Source organism: Maribacter sp. PR66 (assembly GCF_028464205.1).
GTDB classification, from domain to species: Bacteria; Bacteroidota; Bacteroidia; order Flavobacteriales; family Flavobacteriaceae; genus Maribacter; species Maribacter flavus.
In genome coordinates this window covers 45427-52001 of the sequence record NZ_JAQPCH010000014.1, presented here as the reverse complement: position 1 = coordinate 52001, position 6575 = coordinate 45427, and the positions used below count along the sequence as shown (strand labels likewise).

Annotated in this window: 4 protein-coding genes and 2 tRNA genes; all 6 read right to left on the bottom strand. The window is 42.9% G+C overall.

The genetic code is table 11. From position 1 onward, the window contains the following. Positions 1–3517 (bottom strand): efflux RND transporter permease subunit (locus PP181_RS17270; RefSeq protein WP_272638005.1); only part of this gene is annotated, 3517 nt, incomplete at its 3' end. A 108-nt stretch (positions 3518–3625) separates the two neighbouring features. After that, positions 3626–4045: an HYC_CC_PP family protein gene (locus tag PP181_RS17265; protein WP_127139828.1), complete on the bottom strand. Its 420-nt coding sequence runs from the start codon at positions 4043–4045 to the stop codon at positions 3626–3628. A gap of 186 nt (positions 4046–4231) precedes the next feature. Continuing rightward, on the bottom strand, positions 4232–4657 hold the full coding sequence (locus PP181_RS17260) for a hypothetical protein (protein WP_127139827.1): 426 nt from the start codon (positions 4655–4657) through the stop codon (positions 4232–4234). Positions 4658–4830: 173 nt separating this feature from the next. Next, positions 4831–6117, bottom strand: coding sequence for a site-specific integrase (locus PP181_RS17255; protein WP_272638004.1), 1287 nt, complete (start codon positions 6115–6117; stop codon positions 4831–4833). Positions 6118–6339: 222 nt separating this feature from the next. After that, a tRNA-Pro gene (locus PP181_RS17250) sits at positions 6340–6414 on the bottom strand. 26 nt (positions 6415–6440) lie between these two features. Beyond that, positions 6441–6524, bottom strand: a tRNA-Ser gene (locus PP181_RS17245). Positions 6525–6575: the final 51 nt, after the last annotated feature.

Below are 6575 nucleotides of genomic sequence, written 5' to 3'. Positions count from 1 at the left end.
GAATGCCCTTTTTATTGTCTGGTTCGTTGCTTTTGAAAGATTGGTCTAAATAGGTGGCCATTACCACGCCATCATCCGTAGCAATACCAAATAGGGCAATAAAACCTACCCAAACGGCGACACTTAAATTGATGGTTTTCATATTGAACAAGTCCCGCAGATTTTCGCCGAAAAAGCTGAAGTTGAAAAACCAATCTTGCCCATACAACCAAATCATTATGAAACCACCTGCAAAGGCTACGGCAATGGCGGTAAACACCATAAGCGATGTAGAAACCGACCTGAACTGGAAATACAAAATCAAGAATATGACGAGTAAACAAAGTGGCACCACGACTGATAAGGTTTTTTCTGCTCGCAACTGATTTTCATACGTTCCCGTAAAGCGATAGCTCACGCCTTGTGGTACGATTAGTGAACCGTTATCAATATTTTCTTGGATTAAGGCTTGGGCATTTTCTACTACATCCACTTCGGCAAAGCCGTCGAGCTTGTCAAACAGCACGTAGCCAATTAGAAAAGTGTCTTCGCTCTTAATAACTTGTGGACCTTGTTCGTAGCGTATATCTACCAATTCGCCCAGCGGTACAGGACTTCCTTTTTCAACGGGAACATAGATATTACGCAAGTCGTCTGGATTTGCCCGTAATTCTCTTGGATAGCGGACACGCACGGCGTAGCGTTCACGGCCTTCCACGGTTTGCGTTAGTGGCATACCGCCCACGGCCACTTGAAGGATTTCCTGCACGTCCATAATGGATATGCCATATCGAGCCAATTGGTCTCGCTTAATATCGATGAGCAAGTAGGGTTTGCCCACGATACGGTCTGCAAAGACAGCTTGTTCTTTAACGCCTTCGGCTTGTTTCAAGATGTCTTCCAGTTGCAGTCCAAAATTTTCTATGGACTTTAAATCCGGACCTTTTACCTTGATGCCCATAGGCGCACGCATTCCCGTTTGTAGCATTACCAAACGTGTTTCGATGGGTTGCAACTTGGGTGCAGATGTCACGCCTGGTAGTTTGGTTACTCGAACTATCTCGTTCCAAATATCATCTGGACTCTCGATGTCTGGTCGCCAGTTTCGGTAATACTCGCCGTTTTCATCTTCAATCAACTCTTCGCATGTAGCGGTAGTCTTGAGCGATGCTTTGTCATAATTGACATCTTCGTCTATCTCATTATTTGGGTTAATAATAAATTTGTCGTTCTTCAGTACAAACAATCCATCGTCATTGACCTTATAGCGTTGTCTCTCGCCTGAACTATTCCGCATATATTCAGATTTATACTGAATGACATTCTCATACATCGAGAGTGGTGCTGGGTCGAGTGCGCTTTCCGTTCGTCCTGCTTTTCCTACTACGGTTTCAATTTCAGGGATGCTCGCCACCGCCATATCGAGCTGTTGCAACACACGCTTGTTTTCTTCCACACCAGCGTGTGGTAAGGATGTAGGCATCAGCAGGAAAGAGCCTTCATTCAGCGCTGGCATAAACTCTTTGCCCGTATTTCGCATAATAATGATACCCAACGTGAGCACCGTAGCCGGAACGATTAAGAATAGATATCGGTTCTGAAGTGCCCATCGCAAAATACGCTCATAGTATATCCTGAAAATCGAGAACACACCAAGCAGTCCAAAACAGATAATGGAAACAAATAACAAGTTCATCACAATACTTCGGTCAAAGCCTAACGGTCGCCAGTAGGTAGCGAGCAAGAATACGATGGCAACCGATGAAATGATGATATCCAGTAGATTTTTACGCTTTCGCGAAAGCGTACCACGCATCTTTAAAAATGATGTGATAGCAAAGGCGATAAGAATTAGTCCTAACCAATAACCGTAAACAATGGCGATAATTCCCAATAAAACAAGCAAGCCATTAATGGCATACTGTGTACGTTCTCGCACACTCGTCTTGCGGAACAGGAATGCCGCGATGGGTGGAATGAGAAATAACGCAATGATGAGTGATGCCGTGAGTGCCATTGTTTTGGTAAAAGCAAGTGGGCGGAACAGTTTTCCTTCGGCACCTATCATCGTAAATACGGGCAGGAAACTGATAATGGTCGTCAGGACAGCTGTTAGGATAGCACCAGAAACTTCGGCAGTTGCGTTGTAGATGATTTCGTTTGTGGTGTATTCCTTACCGTTTTCATTAAGCCGCAACTTTTCATCTTCCAAGTGCCGAATCATATTCTCGGCGAGTATCACGCCCACGTCCACCATAGTTCCGATGGCAATGGCGATACCAGAAAGTGCGACGATGTTTGCATCTACATTAAAGAGCTTCATCGTGATAAAAACCATCAAAACTGCTACGGGTAATAGTCCTGAAATAAGGATGGATGCACGCAGATTAAAAACCATTATAATAATGACCAAAATGGTAATCAGGATTTCCAAAGTCAGGGCTTCATTGAGCGTGCCTAACGTTTCCTGTATGAGTTCAGTACGGTCATAAAACGGTACGATGGTTACTTGTGAAGTGCGACCATCTTTCAATGTTTTTGTGGGAAGTCCAGCGCTTATTTCAGCAATTTGTGCCTTAACATTGTTAATGACTTCCAGCGGATTTGCACCGTAGCGAGCAACTACGACACCACCTACGACTTCGGCACCTTCCTTGTCGAGAATTCCACGTCTGGTAGCAGGTCCCAAATGAACATTTGCCACGTCCTTGATACGAATAGAAGTAAAGTTTTCTGAATCAACCACGGCATTTTCGATATCTGCGATAGATTTTACATAACCCAATCCGCGCACGAGATATTCAGCTTGATTGATTTCGAGGGTTTGTGCGCCTATGTCCTGATTGCTCTGCTTTACAGCCTTGACCACATCGCCCATACTTACATTGTACTGGCGCATTTTTTCTGGGTCAATATCCACTTGGTATTCCTGAACATACCCACCTATGGAAGCCACTTCAGAAACACCGCTTGCAGATGATAACCCATATTTCACATAGTAATCCTGAATACTACGCAATTCCTGTAAATCCCAACCGCCAGTAACGTTGCCATCTTTATCACGACCTTCCAGCGTGTACCAAAATATCTGTCCAAGACCTGTGGCATCTGGCCCTAATGATGGATTGACACCATCAGGTAATAGGTTTGCAGGAAGTGAGTTCAGTTTTTCAAGTATGCGACTGCGTGACCAGTAGAACTCGATGTCTTCTTCAAAAATGATATAGATGCTTGAAAATCCAAACATAGAAGAACTACGGATGGTTTTCACGCCTGGAATACCGAGAAGCGAAGTGGTAAGAGGATATGTGATTTGGTCTTCAATGTCCTGTGGCGAGCGCCCTTGCCACTTGGTAAAAACAATTTGCTGGTTCTCGCCAATATCAGGTATGGCATCAACGGCAACTGGGTCTGTAGGTAAAAAGCCCGTTTCCCAATTAAAGGGTGCGTTGACCACGCCCCAACCCACGAATAGGGCAAGTAGTAGAACGGCAACAAGTTTGTTTTCTATGAGAAATTTAATGCTCTTATTCAGCATAGCATTTGATTATTAGATAATTGGAATTACGTGTTGCAGAATATGGCAAACACGAGTTTTAGCCCACTACAGCATAGCTATTGGGCTTCATTCAAAAAATCTAACAAATCAAATTAAGAAAGTCTGGTGCAGCACTTGCACATCCCGTTTGACAAAGGGTCGCGGGTAATCTTCAAAAGGAACTTCTTCAGATTCGGTTCCTTCAAATAGGTTTATATAAGAGTATGTAAAAGCAGCGATGAACGTTTGCTGCTCAAAAGAAAGCGTGTCAAAAGATATTTTAAGGTCGTCTTTGCCTTCCTTTACAATTTGCTCGTCAGAACAACAAGATTTCTCAGTCATTTTAGGATTCTCACAACTTTTAACTGGTTGTGCTTTTTCCATTCCACAACCTTCAGCTTTTGAGAATAAACTAAAATCGACCAAATTGTCCCCACAATAATGCATATCCACAGTAAATGACATTGTAGAGAACATCACTACAAAAGCCATCGAAATAGATAATATTTTATGGAAAACCTCTTTCATCGTTGCAAAATTACAAAATTTTGGAATTAACCGCATTACTTTAAGTTAAGTTTAAGGCAATCAATCGATGAAAAGTTTTATAAGGGAATGTTTTATGTCGCAAAAAAACCTTGAAAAACAAAAGCTGTTGTTATATGTGTAACCCTCCCTTTTGTCGGGCTATTTATTGGACGATTTTTTGATCTATTATAGTTCGAATGCAAGAATCTCCTGCTCAAACTCCGACTTTCGTTCCTCCAAGGTATTCTGCAATTGTGTGGTCACCAAATTGATGAGATTGCTGTTGGTTGTCTTGAATTCCAATCCATGGGAATCCCTGATGTAAAATGAACTGGAACCGTCCTGGTTGTAGTTGAACTTGGTGAGTTCTCCAAGGGTCTGGTTCAGGCGTTCCCTGTTGGTCGCCAAGCCTCTCAACTTTTCAAACTTCTGGATCCGGCTGTCGATGCTGATTTTGGGAACCACCACCGGTGCCTTGGCTTCTTTGGTCTTTTCAGTACCATTGGCGTTACCAGTAGCCTCCTTGGTCAGTTGGTCTTTGACATCCTTGTTGGATGCTTTTTGTCTTGTTACCGTTTTCTTGGTTCCGGTCTCTTTTGTTTTTGTTTCCATGTTAAATGAATTTTTAATTAAACAATATTTGAGCATGTAACAAGTGGTAGACAAAATTTTGGAGCGGCAAGGAAACGGAATAAAAAGGGACAAAGGAGCGGCTTTATGCCGTCCCTTGTCCGACAAACTTTTGCGGGCTTAGCTTTCGATGATATTGGTTAAGCTATTAAATTTTATCTTATGATCCGCAGGTTGGCCCCAGGTTTCTGGCCATTCACTACTTCCTTTTCGGGACTTTTTTCGAGAACCGCTTTCAACTGGGCCATATCCTTGCTGATCTTTTTCTCCACCACCCTTGCATATTTTTGGGTGGTCGATAGTTTGGTGTGCCCCAATAGCTTGGATACCGTTTCCAAGGGAACATTGTTCATTAGGGTAATAGTGGTCGCAAAAGTGTGCCTGGCCACATGAAAGGTCAGGTGCTTATCGATTTGTGCCTTGGTGGCAATCACCTTTAGGTATTTGTTTACTTTTTGATTGGAATATACAGGCAATAACGTATGGTCATTATCGACATTGGGATGATTGGAATACTTGTCCAATATGGCCTTGGCATGATACAGCAGGGGAATCCTTACAGGTGTCTTGGTCTTTTTCCGTTTGACATTGATCCACTCTTCTCCATCTATTCCTGTTACAATATCACTTCTCTTTAAGAGCTTGACCTCAATATAGCTTAGGCCTGTATAACAGGCAAAAAGAAATATATCCTTTACAATGGCCTTGCCGCTATCCTTGATTTTAGTGGAAATCAAGCGTTGTATTTCGGCCTCTTCCAAAAAATCACTGTCGTAATCCTCGAACTTCATGTTGTACTGGTTGAAGGGGTTTTGGGGGATGCACCTGAACTTGAAGGCTATGCCCACCAATTTCTTGAACCGCTCCATGTGCTTCATGATGCCATTATTGGTCAATGGCTGGGCCTTGTTAATCGGAGGGCAATTTCTAAGGAAGCTCTCGAATTCGACCAAAAATGCATAATCTATAAAGGACAATCTTATGTCCTGTGAGTTGAACTTTTTCTTTACGAACCGTTTTAGGTAGGTTTCCGTGGCCGAGTAGTTCTTGATCGTGCCCTTTGCCAATTTTGGCATTTCATGGGTGCGATGGAATTCGATGATATCCTTTAATGTCCTGACCACCTTGTCCTTTCCAAGGTAGCGCAATTTGATGATCTTTGCGTTGATCACCGCTCCCTCCCCTATTAACTGCCGATGGCACTCCAAGAGTTTGGCGTGAACATCGTCTAGATATCGGTTGATGCTGTTCGCTTCATTGGCACGATGATCGATTTTGCCCAAAATAGGACACCATCGTTCTTCAAAAGTTGATCTATGGACACTGAGGTCGGAATAGCGGCCCTCAAATCTTATACGGGCATAAATGGGAATCCGGCCATCTTTTTTTTTGGCCGTTTTTTTTAGCCAAAAGCTGATACTGAATGAATTAGAGCTATTCATGTGTTTTCGCCTTAAGTGGAACAATCCGTTGAGCGAAAGTCAAATCACACGAAATATCAAATCGGGAAATACAAGATAAGGAATTTCCCCCGACAAAAATAGGACATCATATAGGACATCCTCACCCTTGATTTCAGACCAAAACAAAAAAAACCAGAAAAAATTAATTTTCTGGTTTTCAATTATTTATGGTTTAGTTTGTTGTTAAAAAAACCATGTCTGTCGGGGTGGCAGGATTCGAACCTGCGACCTCCTGCTCCCAAAGCAGGCGCGATAACCGGGCTACGCTACACCCCGAGGCTATCTTAAATTAAAAGAAATTGCGGAGAGAATGGGACTCGAACCCATGCGACACTTGCGCGTCGACAGATTAGCAATCTGCTCCGTTACCACTCCGGCACCTCTCCAATAATCTATTTTCAGGAACGTTCGCTCAAATTGCGGATGCAAATGTAAAT

Excerpts from the sequence above, each read along its gene's own strand:
- PP181_RS17265 (WP_127139828.1), bottom strand. The coding sequence starts at position 4,045 with ATGAAAGAGGTTTTCCATAAAATATTATCTATTTCGATGGCTTTTGTA.
- PP181_RS17260 (WP_127139827.1), bottom strand. The coding sequence starts at position 4,657 with ATGGAAACAAAAACAAAAGAGACCGGAACCAAGAAAACGGTAACAAGA.
- PP181_RS17255 (WP_272638004.1), bottom strand. The coding sequence starts at position 6,117 with ATGAATAGCTCTAATTCATTCAGTATCAGCTTTTGGCTAAAAAAAACG.